The 18,283-nt window shown below is 38.2% G+C and carries 21 protein-coding genes and 4 pseudogenes; 3 read left to right on the forward strand and 22 right to left on the reverse strand.

Going from position 1 to position 18,283, the window contains the following annotated elements:
• Nucleotides 1–16 precede the first annotated feature (16 nt).
• From jag to HT719_RS01090, 7 genes are all read right to left on the reverse strand, one after another.
• Entirely contained in the window at nt 17–1,003 is a 987-nt protein-coding gene (gene jag / locus HT719_RS01060; RefSeq protein ID WP_172927951.1) for an RNA-binding cell elongation regulator Jag/EloR, read from the reverse strand.
• Nucleotides 1,004–1,020: 17 nt separating this feature from the next.
• The gene (locus HT719_RS01065) at nt 1,021–1,845 is read right to left on the reverse strand and encodes a membrane protein insertase YidC (RefSeq protein WP_000727904.1); all 825 of its coding nucleotides are present in this window, start codon (nt 1,843–1,845) and stop codon (nt 1,021–1,023) included.
• The gene (gene rnpA, locus HT719_RS01070) at nt 1,820–2,191 is read right to left on the reverse strand and encodes a ribonuclease P protein component (protein WP_138705339.1); all 372 of its coding nucleotides are present in this window, start codon (nt 2,189–2,191) and stop codon (nt 1,820–1,822) included. The genes HT719_RS01065 and rnpA overlap by 26 nt, the downstream gene beginning before the upstream one ends.
• Before the next feature lie 326 nt (nt 2,192–2,517).
• Entirely contained in the window at nt 2,518–3,063 is a 546-nt protein-coding gene (locus HT719_RS01075) for a hypothetical protein (protein WP_050223352.1), read from the reverse strand.
• Nucleotides 3,064–3,068: 5 nt separating this feature from the next.
• Nucleotides 3,069–3,524, reverse strand: a complete 456-nt coding sequence (locus HT719_RS01080) for a hypothetical protein (protein WP_042900233.1) — start codon at nt 3,522–3,524, stop codon at nt 3,069–3,071.
• 515 nt (nt 3,525–4,039) lie between these two features.
• A complete protein-coding gene (locus HT719_RS01085) occupies nt 4,040–5,230 on the reverse strand; it encodes an acetate kinase (RefSeq protein WP_138700670.1) in 1,191 nt (396 codons plus the stop codon).
• Between the two features lie 49 nt (nt 5,231–5,279).
• Nucleotides 5,280–6,233, reverse strand: a complete 954-nt coding sequence (locus tag HT719_RS01090) for a class I SAM-dependent methyltransferase (protein ID WP_138699995.1) — start codon at nt 6,231–6,233, stop codon at nt 5,280–5,282.
• Nucleotides 6,234–6,577: 344 nt separating this feature from the next.
• Here HT719_RS01090 and HT719_RS01095 point away from each other — a divergent pair.
• The 3 genes and pseudogenes from HT719_RS01095 to HT719_RS01105 form a co-directional block, all read left to right on the forward strand.
• Nucleotides 6,578–7,272, forward strand: a pseudogene (locus HT719_RS01095) (IS5 family transposase); the annotation flags it as partial.
• A 102-nt stretch (nt 7,273–7,374) separates the two neighbouring features.
• Nucleotides 7,375–7,482 (forward strand): annotated as a pseudogene (locus tag HT719_RS01100) (IS5/IS1182 family transposase); the annotation flags it as partial.
• Between the two features lie 149 nt (nt 7,483–7,631).
• Nucleotides 7,632–8,108 (forward strand): GNAT family N-acetyltransferase, encoded by a 477-nt coding sequence (locus HT719_RS01105; protein ID WP_000777684.1) that lies wholly within the window; start codon nt 7,632–7,634, stop codon nt 8,106–8,108.
• Nucleotides 8,109–8,686: 578 nt separating this feature from the next.
• Here HT719_RS01105 and HT719_RS01110 read toward each other — a convergent pair.
• The 15 genes and pseudogenes from HT719_RS01110 to HT719_RS01180 all read right to left on the reverse strand — a co-directional run.
• Nucleotides 8,687–8,812: pseudogene (locus HT719_RS01110) on the reverse strand (SAM-dependent methyltransferase); the annotation flags it as partial.
• 32 nt (nt 8,813–8,844) lie between these two features.
• Nucleotides 8,845–9,258, reverse strand: coding sequence for a competence type IV pilus minor pilin ComGG (gene comGG / locus HT719_RS01115; protein WP_000265633.1), 414 nt, complete (start codon nt 9,256–9,258; stop codon nt 8,845–8,847).
• On the reverse strand, nt 9,236–9,697 hold the full coding sequence (comGF, locus tag HT719_RS01120) for a competence type IV pilus minor pilin ComGF (RefSeq protein WP_172922103.1): 462 nt from the start codon (nt 9,695–9,697) through the stop codon (nt 9,236–9,238). Before comGF ends, comGG begins: the two co-directional genes overlap by 23 nt.
• Nucleotides 9,660–9,962 carry a competence type IV pilus minor pilin ComGE gene (gene comGE, locus HT719_RS01125; protein ID WP_000413380.1) on the reverse strand — a complete coding sequence of 101 codons (303 nt, stop codon included), beginning with the start codon at nt 9,960–9,962 and terminating at the stop codon, nt 9,660–9,662. Before comGE ends, comGF begins: the two co-directional genes overlap by 38 nt.
• The gene (gene comGD, locus HT719_RS01130) at nt 9,925–10,359 is read right to left on the reverse strand and encodes a competence type IV pilus minor pilin ComGD (RefSeq protein WP_050207886.1); all 435 of its coding nucleotides are present in this window, start codon (nt 10,357–10,359) and stop codon (nt 9,925–9,927) included. Before comGD ends, comGE begins: the two co-directional genes overlap by 38 nt.
• Nucleotides 10,322–10,645 (reverse strand): comG operon protein ComGC, encoded by a 324-nt coding sequence (gene comGC / locus HT719_RS01135; protein WP_050207887.1) that lies wholly within the window; start codon nt 10,643–10,645, stop codon nt 10,322–10,324. Before comGC ends, comGD begins: the two co-directional genes overlap by 38 nt.
• A gap of 1 nt (nt 10,646) precedes the next feature.
• Entirely contained in the window at nt 10,647–11,663 is a 1,017-nt protein-coding gene (gene comGB / locus HT719_RS01140; RefSeq protein WP_172922110.1) for a competence type IV pilus assembly protein ComGB, read from the reverse strand.
• Nucleotides 11,611–12,552, reverse strand: a complete 942-nt coding sequence (gene comGA, locus HT719_RS01145) for a competence type IV pilus ATPase ComGA (protein ID WP_172927953.1) — start codon at nt 12,550–12,552, stop codon at nt 11,611–11,613. The genes comGB and comGA overlap by 53 nt, the downstream gene beginning before the upstream one ends.
• A gap of 76 nt (nt 12,553–12,628) precedes the next feature.
• The gene (locus tag HT719_RS01150) at nt 12,629–12,994 is read right to left on the reverse strand and encodes a DUF1033 family protein (protein ID WP_050391249.1); all 366 of its coding nucleotides are present in this window, start codon (nt 12,992–12,994) and stop codon (nt 12,629–12,631) included.
• A 150-nt stretch (nt 12,995–13,144) separates the two neighbouring features.
• Nucleotides 13,145–14,203 (reverse strand): zinc-dependent alcohol dehydrogenase family protein, encoded by a 1,059-nt coding sequence (locus HT719_RS01155; protein WP_172922105.1) that lies wholly within the window; start codon nt 14,201–14,203, stop codon nt 13,145–13,147.
• Between the two features lie 318 nt (nt 14,204–14,521).
• Complete coding sequence (locus tag HT719_RS01160) at nt 14,522–14,761, reverse strand: hypothetical protein (protein WP_172927955.1); 240 nt, start codon at nt 14,759–14,761, stop codon at nt 14,522–14,524.
• Between the two features lie 134 nt (nt 14,762–14,895).
• Nucleotides 14,896–15,327 carry a cytidine deaminase gene (locus tag HT719_RS01165; protein ID WP_172927957.1) on the reverse strand — a complete coding sequence of 144 codons (432 nt, stop codon included), beginning with the start codon at nt 15,325–15,327 and terminating at the stop codon, nt 14,896–14,898.
• A gap of 13 nt (nt 15,328–15,340) precedes the next feature.
• Nucleotides 15,341–16,801 (reverse strand): glutamate--tRNA ligase, encoded by a 1,461-nt coding sequence (gene gltX / locus HT719_RS01170; protein ID WP_172927958.1) that lies wholly within the window; start codon nt 16,799–16,801, stop codon nt 15,341–15,343.
• A 127-nt stretch (nt 16,802–16,928) separates the two neighbouring features.
• Nucleotides 16,929–17,405, reverse strand: a pseudogene (pgi, locus tag HT719_RS01175) (glucose-6-phosphate isomerase); the annotation flags it as partial.
• Between the two features lie 446 nt (nt 17,406–17,851).
• The gene (locus tag HT719_RS01180; RefSeq protein ID WP_023935311.1) at nt 17,852–18,223 is read right to left on the reverse strand and encodes a PTS glucitol/sorbitol transporter subunit IIA; all 372 of its coding nucleotides are present in this window, start codon (nt 18,221–18,223) and stop codon (nt 17,852–17,854) included.
• Between the last annotated feature and the right edge of the window lie 60 nt (nt 18,224–18,283).

Below are 18,283 nucleotides of genomic sequence, written 5' to 3' on the forward strand. Positions count from 1 at the left end.
ATAAACCTGATTTTACTTATTCTGTATCTACAACGACATAGCGATTGGGCTCGTCACCCTCAGAGTAACTAGTCACGCCATCCATACGTGAAATAATACGGTGGATAATCTTGCGTTCGCTATTTGACATGGGATCTGTTTGATGACTGCGGCCTTCTTCTAAAACACGAGTCGCCAATTTTTGCGCATAGGTCTGCAAGACTTCTGCACGGTGTTCAACATAATCATTGACATTGATTGTAATATAGAAGGTTCTTGAATAGCTATTATAAAGATAATTTTGAGCCAACAGTTGCAAGGACTTCAAGACTTTACCATGGTAACCGATAATACGACCTGGTTCGTTGGTGTTAATTTGTAGATTGATGCTACGACGGTTATAGTCATTTGAAATCGTCGCCTCAACGTCCATGTCATCCACAATCGCTTGAACATAGGCAGTCACATCCGTAGCTACTTGTTCAATATCAAAGCTTGGTCCAACTTTCAAGCCCATCTCTGTCAGGTCTTGATTTTCAGTCTGGTCTTGCTCAGTTTCAAGGTCATCAGCGCCTGCATCTTCCCTCATCGCTTCCTCGATTTGAAGTTCATTTAAAATCTCAATGTGACCAGTTTCTTCTAAGATAGTGCTGGCATGTCTTTCATGTTTTAAGATTTCAGCCTTGACTTCATCAGAAATACCTTGGCCTTCTTCCTCAATCTTTTTAATTGCCTCTACAACATGACCCAAATCAACGGTCGCTTCACTAACTGTTTTAACAGGCTCATTCAAATCATTGATTTGCTTTGGAACTCCCTTTACAGCTTGTTGATTTGCTTTGACAACAGTCGTTTCACTAATCGCTTCAATATGCACTTGGGCTGGTTTTTTACCAAATAAACCAAGAAAGCCTTTTTTCTCCCTAGAAATGACTTTAATATGTGCCTTCTTCCTTGGAATATCTAATTCTTTCAATCCTTTTTGGATTGCTTCTTCAACAGTTGAACCTGTAAATACTACCATTACCAGATTCCTCCTTATTATTTCGTTTTCTGAGCCTTTTTCTTGGCTTTTCTTTTTCTATTTTCCAAATCTTTCTGTGCCTGTACTACAGCCTCGCGCTCTGCGATAATCTTGAATGGATTGTTCAAGAAATAGGTTTGCAAGACTTGGTAAGCATTGGACACTGTCCAGTATAGGGCGACTCCACCTGGCGCATAAACTGCAAAGATAAAAATCAAGACTGGAATCCCATACATCATCGCTGTCGTAGCGCCATTACGCTCAGACAAGGCTTTATTAGACAGCCAAGTACTTAAAAAGGTGAATACTGCTGCTAAAATCGGAAGAACAAGGGTTGTATCCACACTACCAAGGTTAATCCATAAGAAATGACCTGTCTTTAAAAAGTCAACTCTTGATAGGGCTTGGAACAGGGCCAAAATAACCGGCATCTGAATCAAAATCGGCCAAAGAGAGTCTGACTGTCTGACACCCATTTCTTTAAATACTTTACGCATTTCCTGCTCTAGTTTGGTTCTGCTTTCCATATCTCGACCTGGATATTGTTCTCGAAGCGCCTTAATGCGTGGCTGAGCTTCCTGCATTTTCCTAGAAGCCACCATTTGCACCTGAAAGACTGGCAAGAGGACTGTACGAATCAAGACCGTAAAGAGAATAATCCCCACTCCGATACTAATATCAAACGATAAAAAGCGAATGATTTCCGCAAAGAAGTAAACCAATTTACTCCAAAAATCAGCCGATTCGGCTGTAATATCGCTAGTTACCCCATTAGTCGCACAGGCTGTCATAATCAATAGAGACAGTCCTAGCAAACTAGTCAACTTTAGTTTCTTTTTCACTCCCATTTCCTTCCTGGTAAATCTTTGATAATTTTAATACGTGGAGTAGATTTTTCTCCATCTCTGCGTATCCCAAGGTTTCAACCCCTTTTCGAGCAATGACAACAAAGTCGACATCTTCTACCAGACTCCCTTTTGCATTCTGGATAATATGTCGGATTCGTCTCTTGATTTGATTTCTAGTGACCGCATTCCCCAGCTTTTTGCTAACTGATAGACCTACTCGAAAATGGTTTTTCTGGTTTTCTAGTTGGTAGACGACAAATTTGCGATTGGCAAAACTTGTCCCCTCCGTGAAAATCGCCTTAAAATCTTTCTCTCTTTTTACACGAAAGTTTTTCTTCAAAACTCAACTCCATCTATTAAATTACTACTATTATACCATATTTTTCAAAAAAGCCAATCATAGCAAGGTTTTGAACAATTCTACCAATATTCTCTTGTTTATTTTTTAATCCTTTTCGTCGTGCTTTCATTCTCTTTCTTATTGTCACAATGTCTACCGTTCCCGTAACAGTCTATACTTAAAACTTAAAAAATTTGAAGTCATTTTCCCTGTAAACACTAAAAACGACAAAATGGTTAGAAAATTTATTTTCCAACTACTTTATCACATTCATTAAAGACAGAATTATCATTTTAACCTTCTTAATTACAAGTATTTAAGCATAACTAACCCCAAATAGCACATTTTCCAGCAGAGATTCCTAATTGTGCAACGATTCCTGCAACGTTACTCTTCATGCCAAATTTAGCAAGTTCCATTGCTATATATGAGGCAGCTTTGCCCCACATTTTACCTTGAATATAACTGATAATGTCCCCTCTCATTAAATCAACAAGTTCCATACCTGGAATCATACCAATCAACTCATCACGCATACATGAAACAAAATCTCTATCTTGTAAAGAAGCTTGCAAGTTTTGAACCAAATTAGGCTCTGTATAAATACGTTCAATGCCCATTACAATATACGGTGCTAAAGTGCCATAGCGTTCTGTCAATAATTCTTTATTAACATAAAGAACGCCATTCTCATAACTCGTCGCTTCTGTAAACAAGAATTTCAAATCCTTCTCTACTTCGGCAACATCAATATACTCTACAGTTGTATTTGGAACCTTTGTTTCGTTAGCATATGCAATCCCTATAAAACTCGGTACCATAATAAGCAAAGTCGTAGCAATAACAATACATTTTGTAATTATCTTTTTCATGTCATTCACTCTTTCTGAAAGAAATCGTGTTGTGCTAAATAATCATAATGTTGTTTGTTAAATTGATACTGTCCTAAATGTTGACTGATATTACCTACATCTACTGAAAAGATGTACTGTTCACTTTGATAGTGCCATTTAATTCTAACTGTGTTCAAGACTGTGTTATAACTAAAATCTTCAACTTGACTCCAGGACATTTCAATGACTTGATTAGGCCGATTTTCAGTTACATCACTAATGTCCATCAAGTAAATCCCCTTAGATGTGAATGACATAATCTTTGGCTTCACACTCGACTGAACATAGTAGGCTCCTCCTATAATGAAAAAATCAATAAAGGATTTCAGCCATGTCTTTTTCTTAAAAGCCATCAGAAAATTCCTTTGTCCCTCGATATGACAAGTTGAAAGAAATGATTCAATCTGTTTTTCTGTTGCAAATTCCATAATAGTACCCATGATGTTACCTCCATAACTATAAACCAAGAACGATACAACAGCTCTTATAACTTATTACTGTACTATTATAGCATAAATTGTAAGCGGATACAATCAAAAATTGACATAATATAAAATATTAATTGATGCTACCTGTCATTCTAAGCGAAAATTGGAAATAAGTTATCTTTTATCACTTTTATAGCAAATTTAAATTACAACAGCACAATACGACTTCTAATACATTTTTAGAAATGCATTGAAATCAGCTAATTAATTTATTCACATTTTATAGTATGTTGAAATAGAATATGAACAAATTGATTGAGAAATTCATCCTCATTTTTAACAATATTTCAGAAACCGATGTATCCTATTCTTGACTCAATGTACTATATCTCAATCCACTATAACGCTTCTTAAAATCATCCACCGCTATCTATGACTTCTACCTTTCAAAGCTAGTTAAGTTTAAAAAAAGAAGCTGGAAAAATAACTTTCCCAACTCCTTGTATTGAATATTTTTTTAGTTTCACTTATTTTTTCAAGCGTTCAACATCACGGGCAATGACTAATTCTTCATCTGTTGGAATAACCAAGACACGGATCTTCGCTGCATCTGTTGAGATGTCTCCTGTCACACCAAAGATATTCTTTTCATCATCAACATCACAACCAAACCACGAAATTCCTGAGATTACATCATGACGGAAATTTTCTGCATTTTCACCAACACCTGCTGTGAAAACAATGGCATCTGCTCCATTTAGTACTGCAAGGTACTGACCGATATGTTTTTGAATACGGTCAACATACATTTCATAAGCCAAGCTAGCGTCGTGATTCCCTTCTGCTACAGCAGCTTCTATGTCACGCATATCGCTAGAATTAGCAGAAACTCCCAAAAGACCCGATTCACGATTAAGAACACTACTGATATCTTCTGGTGTATTAAAATCCTCTGTATATTGCATTAAATAAGGAATGATAGCTGGATCAATGTCCCCTGTACGCGTTCCCATCATAATACCACCCAGAGGAGTGAAGCCCATAGAAGTATCAACAGATTTGCCGGCTTGCACAGCTGTAATTGAGCCTCCGTTACCAATATGACAGGTAATCAACTTCAAGTCTTCTAATGGACGTCCCAAGAGTTTTGCAGCTTCTCCTGCTACAAACTGGTGACTTGTACCATGAGCACCGTATTTACGAACCTTGTTTTCTGTGTAATATTTTGTTGGTAGAGGGTAGCGATAAGCTTTCTCTGGCATAGTTGCGTGGAAGGAAGTATCAAAAACAACTACACTGGTAATGTCTGGCAACAATTCCTTGAAGGCACGAACACCTGCTGCATTGGCTGGATTGTGGAGAGGAGCCAACAAACTCAACTCCTCAACTTTTTCTAAAACATCCCCCTCAACAACTGTTGATTCTTTGAAATATTCTCCACCCGCAACAACACGGTGTCCAACACCTGTAATCTCATCATAAGCCTTGATAATATCGAAACGAATCAAGTCATCCAATAAGATTTTAACAGCTTGTGTGTGATTTTCGATATCTAAAATTTGTTGTTCAGAACGGCCATCAAATTTTACAGTTGAAATTGAATCTTTCAAACCGATACGTTCAATCAAGCCTTTCGCCAATACTTTTTCTTCTGGCATTAAGTATAATTGCCATTTTAAACTTGAACTTCCTGCATTTATTGCGATTGTTTTTGTCATTATCAATTACCTCTTTTAAGCGTTTTCAACTATTATAACAAAATCTATTTTATATTTCAGTACCTTTGCTCCAATTTTGAAAATTTTCTTTGAATTTCATTAAAATGCTTGCATCTTGCAAGCTAGCAAGTGGATACACAAAAGGCTCTACTGCTATTTCATTTTTCTTCTGTAAGATAAAAATAGTCTTAGATTGGTTGACATTGGCAAAGAGATTTTCAGGCAGACTAATCATAGCAACCAGACTCGCCTCTTCTTTCAGCCACCCTTTTAACAAATCACTTTGAGGGCTGGTCAACAAATCACTCGGAGCTAGAAAAATAGCGTATCCGTCTAACTTGAGATACTTAAGCCCTTGTTCCATGAGCAAGTGATGGGCGTAAGTATATTCTTGGCTAGAAGCAACTTGATGACGCGACGCAACGGCATCATCAGGATAATAGCCGACCGGCAAGTCGCTGATGACCACATCGCTTTCTTTGAGCATTTGTGGACGAACGGCATCTCCTTGGACAAAGCCAGCCTGCAATCCGATCACGTCTGCCATGCTAGCTGCCAAATCAATCAGCAAATCATCCACTTCCATTCCCAAGTAATCCACCTTTTTATCAAGCGAGGTCAAGAAAGTAGCGCCCAGAATTCCCATGCCAGAACCCATTTCGAGGATAGTGATTTCTTCCTCTGTAAACAACTCTTCCACAATAAATACCAAAAGCAAGGCAATAGCATCTGGCGTAAACTGGTGATTAGCCTGCAGGGGCTCTGTCTGCCCAGCCTTCATCAAGAGAAACTGGTAGGTCTTGAGCCATTCTTCTTTGAGAAGCGCTAAGCGTTTAAGAGCCTGATTGTTCTCCTTGACCTGATTTAGCTCAGTCTCGCCATCCAGATAGATGCTATTTTGCTCCACTAAGGCGTCATAAAAGTTGGTCGCCAAATCATTTTGGATGACTTGGACATTCTCTAGTAAATAGGTATAAGCTTGTTCAATTTTTTCAAAATCCATATTCCTATCTTACCAAATTTCCCTTCTTTTTTCCATCCTTATAGAAAGTCCTATATGAAAGAGTATAAATGACAAGTTGGGCATCTAAATCTGACAGCAAAAGTTTCGTTGAATTTATTTCTATTGACCCTTGGTAGGGATGTTTATTACGACAAATGGTCATAGAAATATAGCCGCCCAACTTCCCTAGAGAAAAAACGAAGCATGAATTGACTTACTATTTTTACAGAGTTTTCCAAATGTTATACTAAGTTTCCATTTATATCTTTTCCCATTTTCCCAACAAAACTTTAAAGAGTTTTTATTTATTAGACTTCCTGTGAAACAAAAATATGATACAATAAAATTATGAAGCAAGTAAACAACTAACTGATACACGATTTAAGCTCCTTGTTGCTGTTCAGCGCACGACTTTTGAAGAGATGTTAGCTGTATTGAAAACAGCTTATCAAGGTAAACACGCAAAAGGGGGACGAAAACCTAAACTAAGCCTAGAAGACCTTCTTATGGCGACTTCAATATGTGCGAGAATATCGAACTTATGAACAAATTGCGGCTGATTTTGGTATCCACGAAAGCAACTTAACCCATCGGAGTCAATGGGTTGAAGTAACTCTTGTTCAAAGTGGTTTTACGATTTCAAGACCTCCTCTCAGTTCTGAGGACACGGTAATGATTGATGCGACGGAAGTAAAAATCAATCACCCTAAAAAAACAATTAGCGAATGATTCTGGTAAAAAGAAATGCCACGCTATGAAGGCTCAAGCGATTGTCACAAGTCAAGGGAGAATTGTTTCTTTGGAGATCACTGTGAACTATTGTCATGATATTAAGTTGTTCAAAATGAGTCGCAGAAATATCGGACAAGCTGGTAAAATCTTGGCTGACAGTGCTTATCAAGGGCTCATGAAGATATATCCTCAAGCACAAACTCCACGTAAATCCAGCAAACTCAAGCCGCTAACAGCTGAAGATAAAGCCTGTAACCATGCGCTATCTAAGGAGAGAATCAAGGTTGAGAGTATTTTTGACAAAGTATAGTAGATTGAAACTAGAATAGTACACCTCTACTTCTAAAACATTGTTAGAAATCGATTTGACTGTCTTGATCGATTTGTCCTGTTCTTATTTCATTTCACTATGAAAACGTTTAAAATATTTTCAACAACCTATCGAAATCATCGTAAACGCTTCGGATTACGAATGAATTCGATTGCTGGCATTATCAATCATGAACTAGGATTCTAGTTTTGCAGGAAGTCTAATAATGAAAATAAAGGACTAAAGTAATAACTCTAAATATATCTGATTTTTATAGGACATTTCATAAAAAAATCTACATACCTAGAGTCCTATTTAGTTATGTATCTTACATAAAGAGAAAGGAATTAATTATCATGAAATTATCTTTGTATAGTGAAGTTGACCATTACCATTCTTTAAGTTCTTATTCTTTAAATGATATTACACATACTGATACCCCAAAAAATATTATTGAAAAGTCTAAAAAAGATAAGTATAGATACCCAATAGTAATACTTAATAAAGAACATAAAGTAATTGGATTTTTTTGCCTACACCTAAACACTGGTCCTAAAGAGTATGGCTATTATCAAAATGATTATGCGCTTATTAGAGGATTTTCTATTGATGATAATTTCAGAAATCAAGGATATGGTTCTAATGCTCTGAATAAAATATTTGAATTCATAGACTCAACTTTAAAATTAGAAATTAACCATATTGTATTGGCTGTAAATGAAAAAAATATATTGGCTCAAAAAGCATATAGAAATTCAGGTTTTTTTGTTGTGAAGAAAGATTTAGAAGGAAAAAAGGGGAAATTAATTATTATGGAGAAAAGCAGAAACTAGTATCATTGCTAGTTTCTGCTTTTCTCTAAGTCTGCTATAAATTTAGTATTCTATCTTATTTACATATTTTGAGAGAAATAATCTATATACTAAACTTTTATGTTTATAATTCATTCCTTTCGTTTCACTCAAGGCACAATACAGAATGAAAAAGTGTTGTGCTCTTTATTTTGTTTTATAATAATAGTGAGAAAGCCTATCACTACTACAAATCATGGGGAGGTGAATAAGTAAGTGGTACAGCCACTACCTCGCATATTTATAGGTGTCATTCTTTCCATCAAGCACAAGAACTGTGACTAGGAGCACGTCAACTTATAATTGAATAAGCGACTCGTTTGTGAAAGGAAAGAATAGTCAAGGGATAGGCAGACTCAAATTTGGTGAAGGGAGACTCCTCATGTTAAAAGCCAAATTTCAATTTAAAAAATTTTAAAATTTGTTTCGCATTTACTACTCCTTGCATTTATATTGGATTGATTAACAGAACCTTTCGCGATGTTCCTTAGCAACTTCTTTGTACTAGGAAAATTTAAAAATTCGGATAGGTATCTACCCCGATTATTCACAAAAAAAGCATCCAAAATTTCTTTGTCTGATAGAAGATCAATCTGTTTCTCGACTGCTTGACAAACCAAGTTTGCAAGGAAGATATTTTTAGGGGAATCAAAAGTTTCTGCTTTGTGGTTAAAATCATGTCTCATATTTTTAGTTTAGCACAAAGTAGCTTGATTGGCTAGGAATTCTCTTTCTTTTCAACCTTCTCTTCTGATTTTTTCTTCTCTGCTTGATTACTTGAATCAGTCACTACCTCTTCCTTTTTCTCTGTTTTCTCTTCTTTGATTTTGACTGAAGGAAACAGAAACTCATATTGACTCTTCGGCGTACGAACCCTTGTCACCAAGCTTGTTTTCTTATTTTGATAGCTCACCTGACCCAGATTAAAGGTCTGTTCCCCACTTTCTTGCTCAACCTTATCTTTGGCTCGATTGGCCATGGCAAAAGCGACCAGCTTTTCTTTATTTAAAGCGTAGTCTTGATAGTGGGCGACTTGTCGGTTCAAGTAAAATTGTAACAAAAGACTAAAGATGGCTGCCATGGTGACTGCATAGAGGAGAACACCTGCCTTAACTTTTTTCTTTTTCCACACGATAGATGAACTCCCTTTCTAAGCCTTTTTGGAATTGAAAACGAAAGCGAACCACTTGATTCTCCTCTGTAATATGCGCAGATTTGAGACCATAAACCATAGGCTGATAGCCTCGACCACTAGAATCTGTTTTACGAAAATCATCTGATCTGGACTTGCCAATGGCTATGTCCTTGCCATCTTGCTTCATATAGAGACGATTGCCCTCCACTTTTTCGAACTGCGAACGGTCTAATTCTGCTTCCAACTGGTCCACAAACAAGAGCCACTCTTTTTGCTCGCTCTGTTGCTGGTAGCGAACTTCTGAAATGAGAAGCTGACTCATGGCTTGAAAGAGGAGTAAGCTTCCACTGATGACAATGAGGGCAATCAGGGATTCTAATAAGGTAAAAGCCTTGACCTTATGGCTCTTTGATAGCCAACAACTGTTCTGAACCATGGTAGACCTCCAATCCCTTTTCACTAGAAAACACCTGAATCTCAACTCCGTTTATGTTTACCTGATTTTGACCTGTCTGCAAGGCCATCTTAGCTACCCTCAAGACTTCTTCCTTTTGCAAGATTTTTGCTTCTTCTTGCCTATTCTTTTGAATTTGTCCCAAAAGGAGGGTCGCAATGCTGGCAAAGATAGCTAGAGCGACTACTGCTTCCAGTAAAATCACTGCCCTAATTTTTTGTTTCCTTAATGCGTTTAATTTTTCCATTTCCTAAATATAATTGATAGCGAATCGCTCCTTTACTGGTCTGAAATTCAACCTTAGCCAGAGACGAATTGCCCCCAGCTCGGTCAAATGTAATACTTTGGTCTGATGGTGCCTGAATCCCTTTGGGGACTATCAACTTTTGACTGCCATTGCTAATCGTCTGCCCATCTAAGTTCAGACTAGTCTTTTGCTGACTGGCTACACTGCGTTTTTGAGTTTCCCGATAAAGTTCTTCAAACTCCATAAAGAAAATCTGCTCCTCTACCGCCGCAAAAGTAGACTGGACAGAGCCTGACAAACCCAAGGCAAGGATACTCACAAGTCCCAAAACCAAGAGACTTTCAAGCATGGTAAAGGCCTTAATCCGCGACCGTTTGAGTCTTATTTTGTTTTTCATGATATTCTTTATAAGCTTTAGCTTGCTCTTCTGTGATTCGCCCATCTGCTTGTAACTTACTTAGACTAGCATCTTCATTTTTATCCAAGCTATAAAGCTCTGCCTGGCTTTCCACCACCTTAACAACAGCAGCTTTTCCTTTGTCATTGACTGCTTCTTTTTGCTTGGTCAGATTAGGTACAAAGAGTAATAGAAGCACGCTGATGATGAGCAAGACCACCAACATCTCTACCAGAGTGAAAGCTTTAACCTTAGCTTTTTTCAAGAATGTCATCATTTTTTTCATGTTAAAAATTTACCTCCATATTTTGATACATGGGCATGAGCATTGCCGCATAAAGTAAAACGATAATCAGAGCCACAAAGATAAAGACCAGTGGCTGCACCAAATTCATGGTGCGGTTGACTCGGGTAAAAAAGGCTTCCCAAGTTTTTTCAGCATAGATTTCCAACTCACTCCCCAGCTTAGACTTGACTTCACCATACTCGATAATGAGACTCAATTCCTTCCTAAAGAAAGGATAGGTTGCTATGGTTTGAGAAAATTCGCGGCCACTTTGTAGGGATTGAGCTAGGTCTTGGCCGATTTCTTTAAAGAGTTGGGAACCTTGTTCCTGCATCATTTGAAAAATCTGCGTCAGCTCCATTCCCTGCGAAATCATATTCCCCCACTCACGCGCATAATAGGCTGTCAAATAAGTCTGCACAAAGATTCCAAAAAAGGGAAGGCGTGCTAAGATAGAAAAGACACGCATCTTAGAACTTCTTTTATAAAAAGTGAGTGCTAAAAGGACACCTACTGAAACAAATCCTACCATGCCTAGAAAAATTTGTGGCAGATTGCCAATAATTTGGGTAGCAATATTGCTACTATCCAGTTGTGGTAGTAGATAGTTCCGTAGCCCCAGCATGATTAAGAGAAGAAAACCCAGCAAAATCAAAGGATAGGTCGCTACTTCAATTAATTTTTTCTTGACCTTGGCCAGATTGTCTAGATACTCTTCTATCTTTCCCAAACTCAGGTGAAGATTCCCATGAACTTCCGCTAGGGATAACTGGGTGACAATGGCACTTGAAAAACCCAAACTTTCCATCATTTCTGAGAATGATTTCCCCTGAGACAAGCCCACACTCATCTGGGTCACACACTGCCTGTCCAACAAAGCACTCCTATCTAAAAAGGAGATGGTCTCCACCAGATGAAAACCGCTAGAAAAGAGATTGTTAAATAGGGTGATGATATTTTTTTGCTTAGCTGTAGCTAATTTTTTCCGTCTCAGCCTGAAGACTTGTGATATGTCCATCTTTAAGAAGCTGGTCAATTTGCTCATTCCACTTGGCTGCTTGGTGTTCTTGATAATCTCTGCTTGCAAAGTCAACGATTCCTCCTCCCCCGATTAATCTCTGGTAGCAGACTCCTTGCAGAACAACTGCCAATTCTTCTTCACTCACACCCAACTCCAGCAGACGCTCATAAACACCTCGGATACTCTTGGCGTGAATGGTTGAAAAAACTGTTGCACCTGTCAAACTAGCTCTGACCACTGCACGCGCCGTCTCGCTGTCCCGAATTTCTCCGATAATCAAGAGATCTGGTCGATGACGCAAGGAAAGTTTGATTAGATTTTCATAGGTTAGGCCGATTGCTTCGTTCAACTGCAACTGAAGCATGTCGTCCTGCTTGATTTCGACAGGATCTTCGATGGACATAACTTGCTGTCCTTTAAAGAGTGACTTGGACAATTCATGCATCAGGGTCGTCTTACCACTCCCAACCGGGCCAGCAAAAAGATAGAGTCCCCGTTGCCTGTACTGCTTGCCTAATTCTTCAATATCCTGAAACCAAAAATGCAACTCCTGCTTCTCATCATGCAACAAGCGAATGACTAAACTCTCATGCCCTCGATAATCGCCTACAGTAGATAAACGTAGGGACGTCATCTTATCATCATAGGCATAGTCGCAGGAACCAAGCTGACTACGTCGTTTTTCTCCCACATTCATACCCGCCACAAACTTAAAGTGACTGATGACGGCCGCAAACTTTTCAAAATCATAACAACCGATTTTACAGCGCTCGTCTCCCACCCTCATATGAAGCTCATAGGCATCTAACTTAGGAACAAAATAAATATCTTGCGCTCCTTTTTTCCGAGCTGAACGAATGATTTCTTGTGCAATTTCTTGAACCATACCTACCTCCTCACCTATACTATTCGCAAAGATTTGGAAAAATAAAAAAAGCAACTCCAAAAAAGTTACTTTTTCTCTATTTTAATTTCATACGGCAAGAACGGTGCCTTTCCTTACCTGTTTGTTTTTCATAGCCTGGGCGTAGTTTTTCATCTGGGATAACCTGCTCATCCTGTAAAAGAGCCAAAGAATGGTATTGTTGTAAATAGTCATCACATTCATCACACCAGCGTTGGTCTTCTGGGTCCCAAAAAATGGTCATCAAATCACTTCTACTTTTATAAAGAGGGGATTCTTGTTCCAATCTAAACCAGCAAGTTTTGTAGTATTTGAGAGCATCATAATACTGGTCAAATTTCTTACTAGCTACAATATCTTCTTCCCAACCTTCTAAGAACCACCAGGGTTCAAAATCTCCGTACATTTCTATAACACGATACATATTCATTCATTCCTTTGTACCGTATATTATAACCAATTCCGCTAAACAAGGAAAGAAATATGCTCATTTCTTAATTTCTTGATAAAAAATCCAGCCATCTGATGGATGACTGAATTTCTATTTGCTTGTGTTCCAAAATCTTTTTACTACCTATGCTTCAGAAATATCGTTTTCGATGATGACCTTAATTGCATGGTGGTCTGCTGCCTGACTGAAGACTTCATAGGCTTTTTCAATTTCACTGAGTTTGAAATAGTGAGTTACCAATTTTTCTGGTTCAATCTTATGACTTTCAAGAGCTTTCAACAATTGTGGAGTTGTATTTGTAGATACCAAACCAGTTGTTACATTGATGTTGCGAATCCAAAGTTTGTCCAAATCGAATTCGACTGGTTTACCATGTACACCACAGTTGGCAACTGTTCCGTCTACACCGATAATCTTTTGACAGAAATCAAATGTTGCAGGAATACCAACAGCTTCGATAGCGACATCTACACCACGGCCATCTGTCAAATCATAAATTTCTTTAATGGCTTTTTCAGGGTCTGAAGAATTAATCTTATGAGTCGCACCAAATGATACAGCAGTTTCCAAGCGGTTATCGTCTAAGTCCACCATAATCAATTTAGCTGGTGAATAGAATTGAGCTGTCAAAAGTGCAGCCAATCCAACTGGTCCTGAACCAATAATAGCTACGCTACAACCAGGTTCTACTTTTCCTTTCAAGACACCAATTTCATACCCAGTAGGCAGAATGTCTGATAGCATAACCAAGGCTTCATCTGACAAGTCTTCTGGAGTGTGGTAAAGAGTGTTATCTGCATGAGGGACACGTAGATACTCAGCCTGCATACCATCAATCAAGTGACCAAAAATCCAGCCCCCTTCGTCTTCACAGTGGGCATAAATTCCTTTTTTACAGTAGTAGCATTTACCACAGGCACAGACACAAGAAATCAAGACCTTATCGCCTTTTTTGAAGTTCGAAACTCCTTTTCCAACTTCTTCCACAATCCCAATCCCTTCGTGACCAAGAATGGTACCACTTTGGCAAGCAGGGACATCCCCTTTGATAATATGGAGGTCTGTTCCACAAATAGTGGTTTTTACGATACGCACAATAGCGTCTGTTGGCTTGCGAATAACTGGTTTGTCTACATCAACAAAAGAAGCAAGTCCTGGTTTAACATAAGTATAGGCTTTCATAAAGCACTCCTCCGTTTTTTAAATGTACTATTTATAATATAATTGTAAACCTTTTCATTTGCTTGTTCAAGATTTTTTGTGATATTTTTAACTTTTTTATTTACCGGTAAAGCAATGTAGATAAAAAAGCAGAAGCTAGTCTCTAACTTCTGCTTTCCCTCTTATGACTCATCTCCAATTTTTCTGATACCTGCAACAAAAATCGAAGATAATAATAATTGGGTAACACTCAACTGATCAAATCCAAAAATGTAATGTGCTAGCAAATGAAATAAGAAAACAAACAAAAACGAAGATAATAAAATCTTACACATAGATTTAAGCCCAGAAATTAATCCGTCCATTATTTGGATATACATCCCTAGCATCAACCCATTGAGCTACCGCATAACCTACATTGTAGAAAATGTTAATATAATCAAATATACGTTCAAGAAGTTCAGCTAACCGATTGCTATAAATGCCTAAACAAATAGCAGCTTTTTTAGCTACCCTACTTAAAGTAGCTTTAGCAACTGCCAATCCTTTTTTCTTTACCAAATTACCAATGCCTGCCACACCACCGGAAATAGCAGTAGCAATTAGATTTTCTACTTTTTTAAACTTTTTTCATTTTTTCAATTTTTCAATTCTTTTCAAGTACAGTTTTTCAAATTATAGTAAAAAGAGCCAGAATTGTACTGACTCTTCTATTATTCATTAAACTTAGAAGCACGTTCTTCTCCCCACCAATAGGGCATTAGTTCTGCGACTTTAACTGTTTTTCTTGTATCATAGTCCATCATGACTTCTGCATCTTTATTTTCAGCGTTCAACTCCAAGAGAAATTCTCTGCAAGCTCCACAGGGCATTCCTGAACTTCCACCATAAGGTGGTTTGTCTCGAAAGGCTAATACTTTTTTAACCTTAGTTTGTCCTGAAAATTGGTACATATTGAAGAGTGCTGCCCGCTCTGCGCAGAGATGGAACACACCACAGGTTCCCTCCATACAGAATCCTGTAAATATTTGTCCATCTTCTGCTTCTACTGCAGCTACAACATGATTAGCATAAACAAAGTCTGATACTTCATGTGGATTGTATAGCTTCTGTGCTTCTTCATACATCTTTTCCCAGATGTCCATTGTTGCATCCTCCTTATTTAGAGATTTCCTTTAACATATTTTCGATATGCTGGATTGATTTTTCACGGCCTAACAAGAAGATCGTATCTGGCAACTCTGGACCATGCATTTCACCTGAAACAGCGATACGAATAGGCATGAAAAGATTTTTCCCTTTAATACCTGTTTCTTTTTGGACTGCTTTAATTTGTGGGAAGATATTTTCTGTCACAAATTCATCATCTGTCATTGCTTCAAGTTTTGCTTTGAAGGCTTCAAGAACTGTTGGGACTGTTTCACCTGCCATGACTTCGCGCTCTGCTTCTGTCAATTCTGGGAAATCTGAGAAGAAAAGATCTGTCAATGGAATAATTTCATCTACTGATTTCATTTGTGGTTTATAGAGCTCAACTAGTTTTTCAGCTTTGTCAGTTAAACGTCCTGCTTCTTCTAGGAATGGTTTTGCCATTTCAAAGATGGTTTCTAAATCTGCATTCTTGATATAATCATTGCTCATCCAGTCTAGTTTTTTCTGGTCAAAGGCTGCTGGAGACTTGCTGAGGCGGTTTTCATCGAAAAGTTTAATGAGTTCCTCACGAGAGAAAATCTCATCTTCGCCACCTGGGTTCCAACCAAGAAGAGCAATAAAGTTAAAGACTGCTTCTGGTAAATAACCTTTTTTACGGTAGTCTTCGATAAACTGAAGAGTATTAGTATCACGTTTAGATAACTTCTTACCAGTTTCAGAATTGATAATCAAGGTCATGTGACCGAACTCTGGAGCTTCCCAACCAAGGGCTTCATAAACCATGAGCTGTTTTGGTGTGTTGGCAATGTGGTCGTCTCCACGGATAACATGGGAGATTTGCATATCATGGTCATCGATGACAACGGCAAAGTTGTAAGTTGGGTAACCGTCTTTCTTTTGGATAACCCAGTCACCACCAATATTGCCACCTTCAAATTCAATATCGCCTTTAACCATATCATGCCACTTGTAGATACCTGACTCATTGACAGCCAAACGAACCGTTGGGATGATTCCTGCTGCTTCACGTTCTGAGATGTAAGTCGCTTTTTCCTCTTCACTCATGCCAAGGTATTCATTTACGTAGCGAGGTGTTTCACCAGCTGCTTCTTGGCGTTCGCGTTCAGCCGCTAATTCTTCTTCTGTAACATAAGATTTGTAAGCTTTTCCTTCAGCTAATAGTTGGTCAATGTATTTTTGATACAAGTCCAAACGCTCAGACTGACGGTAGTTTTCATGTGTTTCTGGACTTTCATCCCAATCCATGCCCAACCAACGAAGGTTTTCAAGCTGTGAACGTTCACCATCTTCGACATGTCGTTTACGGTCAGTATCTTCAATACGGATAATAAAAGTTCCACCATGATGACGTGCGTAAAGGTAGTTGAACAATGCTGTACGGGCATTACCGATGTGTAGTAGTCCTGTTGGACTTGGTGCGTAACGTACGCGGATATCTTTTGACATAGTTTCTCCTATAAAGTCTCTAGGCGTCTGCCTTTTTGCTCTCTATATTATATCACAAGTCTTGGCTGAGTCCAATTTCTATGGATAAAGAGAGTAAAAAGAGTGGACAAACCACTCTTTTCTTCTATTATAGACGTGCGTTAAGTTCTTTGCTCAATTCTTCAAATCCTGGTTTTCCAAGAAGGGCGAACATGTTACGTTTGTAGGCTTCAACACCTGGTTGGTCAAATGGGTTGATAGCATTCAAGTAACCAGAAAGGGCGATAGCCAATTCGAAGAAGTAGATAGTGTAACCAAGAGTGAAAGCATCTTGCTCTGGAAGAGTCACGTACATGTTTGGTACGTCACCATCTGTGTGGGCAAGAAGAACACCGTCAGTCGCTTTTTTGTTTACAAAGTCAACGTCTTTTCCTTGAAGGTAACCAAGTCCATCAAGGTCTTCTTCCAAGCTAGGAATAATCACGTTCTTGCGAGGTTTGTCAACACGGACAACTGTTTCAAACATGATACGAGTTCCTTCTTGGATAAATTGACCAAGTGAGTGCAAGTCAGTTGAGAAGTTGGCTGAAGTTGGGTAGATACCTTTTTGGTCTTTCCCTTCTGTTCAGGCACCCCTTGTAGATGCATCTGCTGGAAATTCCCTTGCACTGGCTGGCTAGTTTGATTGACTTGCCAAGCCCTTTGCGCTTGACCTTGACCGTCTTATTCTGGCATGCTTTTCTCCTTATAAATTTTGTTGATTTGTCATATTGCGAAAACATTGAAAAACAATGACAAATTTCACAATATTATAATATAAATTATTTTTCCTATCAAAAAAGAGAGTGGGAAAGAACTTCAAACAAGTTAAAAAGTTCGTCTTCCACCTCCCCCCGCACAGTTGATCAGGCAATCTTTGGGACTTACAAAGCGAAGGAAGATGCCAATCAACCACTAAGTTATCTGTTTTTTTAAATTTAGACTCAAAAGCCTGGACTTTTTGCCCAGGCTCTGATTCAAGTTTTTAGACTCTTATTTTTCTAGTATTCTTAATTAGATATTTTATCTTACTTAGGCAGCTTCGAAAATCTGAATGGTAGAACCTTTCTCAAGTACTACTGCTTGGTCTGCTGCGACATGGAGTGTACCAGGAAGGCTCCCCTCTTTTGAACCATCAAAAGAAATCGTGATATGCCCCAGTCCAGTTAAATTTTTTTCTACTACATTTCCTACGGCAGTAATCGAATATTCCTGACTATCTACGACCAGCTTTCCACCTTCTAGTATTGCACCTAGAAGATTTTTGTTATCGATTTTAAAACAATACTCTGCTAAATCTTCCGGAGCTTCTTCTCCAAATAAAATGAGCATATTAGCGTCTTGAATCATATTCTGAGCTTCAAGCCCCACTTGAATTACTTTAGCTTCAAAAATTTTCTTCATCTAATTCCTATTCATCCTTTCTCAAATCTGTCATAAACTTATGCTTATAGATAAGTTTAA

Origin of the sequence: Streptococcus sp. k-378, from assembly GCF_013277505.1 — a bacterium.
Taxonomy (GTDB): Bacteria; Bacillota; Bacilli; order Lactobacillales; family Streptococcaceae; genus Streptococcus; species Streptococcus pseudopneumoniae.

What these genes read in the sequence shown, in the direction of transcription:
- HT719_RS01075 (WP_050223352.1), bottom strand. Translation starts at nt 3,063, where the DNA reads ATGAAAAAGATAATTACAAAATGTATTGTTATTGCTACGACTTTGCTT.
- comGE (WP_000413380.1), bottom strand. Translation starts at nt 9,962, where the DNA reads ATGGAAAAATTAAACGCATTAAGGAAACAAAAAATTAGGGCAGTGATT.
- HT719_RS01165 (WP_172927957.1), bottom strand. Translation starts at nt 15,327, where the DNA reads ATGGACATCTGGGAAAAGATGTATGAAGAAGCACAGAAGCTATACAAT.
- HT719_RS01090 (WP_138699995.1), bottom strand. Translation starts at nt 6,233, where the DNA reads ATGGATTTTGAAAAAATTGAACAAGCTTATACCTATTTACTAGAGAAT.
- HT719_RS01105 (WP_000777684.1), top strand. Translation starts at nt 7,632, where the DNA reads ATGAAATTATCTTTGTATAGTGAAGTTGACCATTACCATTCTTTAAGT.
- comGF (WP_172922103.1), bottom strand. Translation starts at nt 9,697, where the DNA reads ATGGTTCAGAACAGTTGTTGGCTATCAAAGAGCCATAAGGTCAAGGCT.
- HT719_RS01150 (WP_050391249.1), bottom strand. Translation starts at nt 12,994, where the DNA reads ATGTATCGTGTTATAGAAATGTACGGAGATTTTGAACCCTGGTGGTTC.
- comGD (WP_050207886.1), bottom strand. Translation starts at nt 10,359, where the DNA reads ATGAAAAACAAAATAAGACTCAAACGGTCGCGGATTAAGGCCTTTACC.
- comGB (WP_172922110.1), bottom strand. Translation starts at nt 11,663, where the DNA reads ATGGACATATCACAAGTCTTCAGGCTGAGACGGAAAAAATTAGCTACA.
- HT719_RS01155 (WP_172922105.1), bottom strand. Translation starts at nt 14,203, where the DNA reads ATGAAAGCCTATACTTATGTTAAACCAGGACTTGCTTCTTTTGTTGAT.
- jag (WP_172927951.1), bottom strand. Translation starts at nt 1,003, where the DNA reads ATGGTAGTATTTACAGGTTCAACTGTTGAAGAAGCAATCCAAAAAGGA.
- HT719_RS01085 (WP_138700670.1), bottom strand. Translation starts at nt 5,230, where the DNA reads ATGACAAAAACAATCGCAATAAATGCAGGAAGTTCAAGTTTAAAATGG.
- HT719_RS01080 (WP_042900233.1), bottom strand. Translation starts at nt 3,524, where the DNA reads ATGGGTACTATTATGGAATTTGCAACAGAAAAACAGATTGAATCATTT.
- HT719_RS01180 (WP_023935311.1), bottom strand. Translation starts at nt 18,223, where the DNA reads ATGAAGAAAATTTTTGAAGCTAAAGTAATTCAAGTGGGGCTTGAAGCT.
- gltX (WP_172927958.1), bottom strand. Translation starts at nt 16,801, where the DNA reads ATGTCAAAAGATATCCGCGTACGTTACGCACCAAGTCCAACAGGACTA.
- comGA (WP_172927953.1), bottom strand. Translation starts at nt 12,552, where the DNA reads ATGGTTCAAGAAATTGCACAAGAAATCATTCGTTCAGCTCGGAAAAAA.
- comGC (WP_050207887.1), bottom strand. Translation starts at nt 10,645, where the DNA reads ATGAAAAAAATGATGACATTCTTGAAAAAAGCTAAGGTTAAAGCTTTC.